This window comes from Kluyvera sp. EC_51 (assembly GCF_019584505.1).
Lineage (GTDB): Bacteria > Pseudomonadota > Gammaproteobacteria > Enterobacterales > Enterobacteriaceae > Kluyvera > Kluyvera sichuanensis.
Genome location: NZ_VDAG01000044.1, coordinates 1 through 491, shown reverse-complemented (window position 1 = coordinate 491; position 491 = coordinate 1). Strand labels below are relative to the sequence as shown.

At 55.2% G+C, this 491-nt stretch carries 1 protein-coding gene; it reads right to left on the bottom strand.

Annotated features, from left to right (window positions below; translation table 11 throughout):
- Window positions 1-406, bottom strand: a 406-nt coding sequence (locus tag FHC49_RS11355; protein WP_220439806.1) for a helix-turn-helix domain-containing protein, incomplete at its 3' end; no start/stop codon positions are given.
- Window positions 407-491 lie beyond the last annotated feature (85 nt).

Genomic DNA, 491 nt, shown 5'->3' with positions numbered 1-491 from the left:
GCGGCTGACGATTCCCGGGCGTTCTGTGTTTGCGCTTTCTGTCCGGAACCATCCCCTGGCGTTTGAGGATATCGCCGATAGTGCTGGCAGCCGGAACAGGGAAGTCGGCCTGATGATTAAGGAGCCACATCCGCAGCTTTTTCGGCCCCCAGTCAGGGTGTTTTTGTCGTAATGCCATCAGATGAGCAGCAATATCTGGCGGGATGGTGCGGGAATGTGAGAGTGGCGCGCGTGAGCGGTCGAAAAGCGTCGCAGGCTCTGAAGGGTCGAAACGCCCGAGCCATTTATAGCCCGTTTTACGACTGATGCCGAAGAGACGGCAGAGTGCGGAGAAAGACATCGTGCCAGCGTGGCTGGCACGGATAAAATCAAGACGTTGCATAGGTCGGGTCTCAGTCCAGGGCATAGCGAGTCTCCTCTTCTATGCCAGTTATAACTGTTACCCATGTATCCGGTCTAAAGTGTTACCTATGTTTCCGGTTTGTACCGCA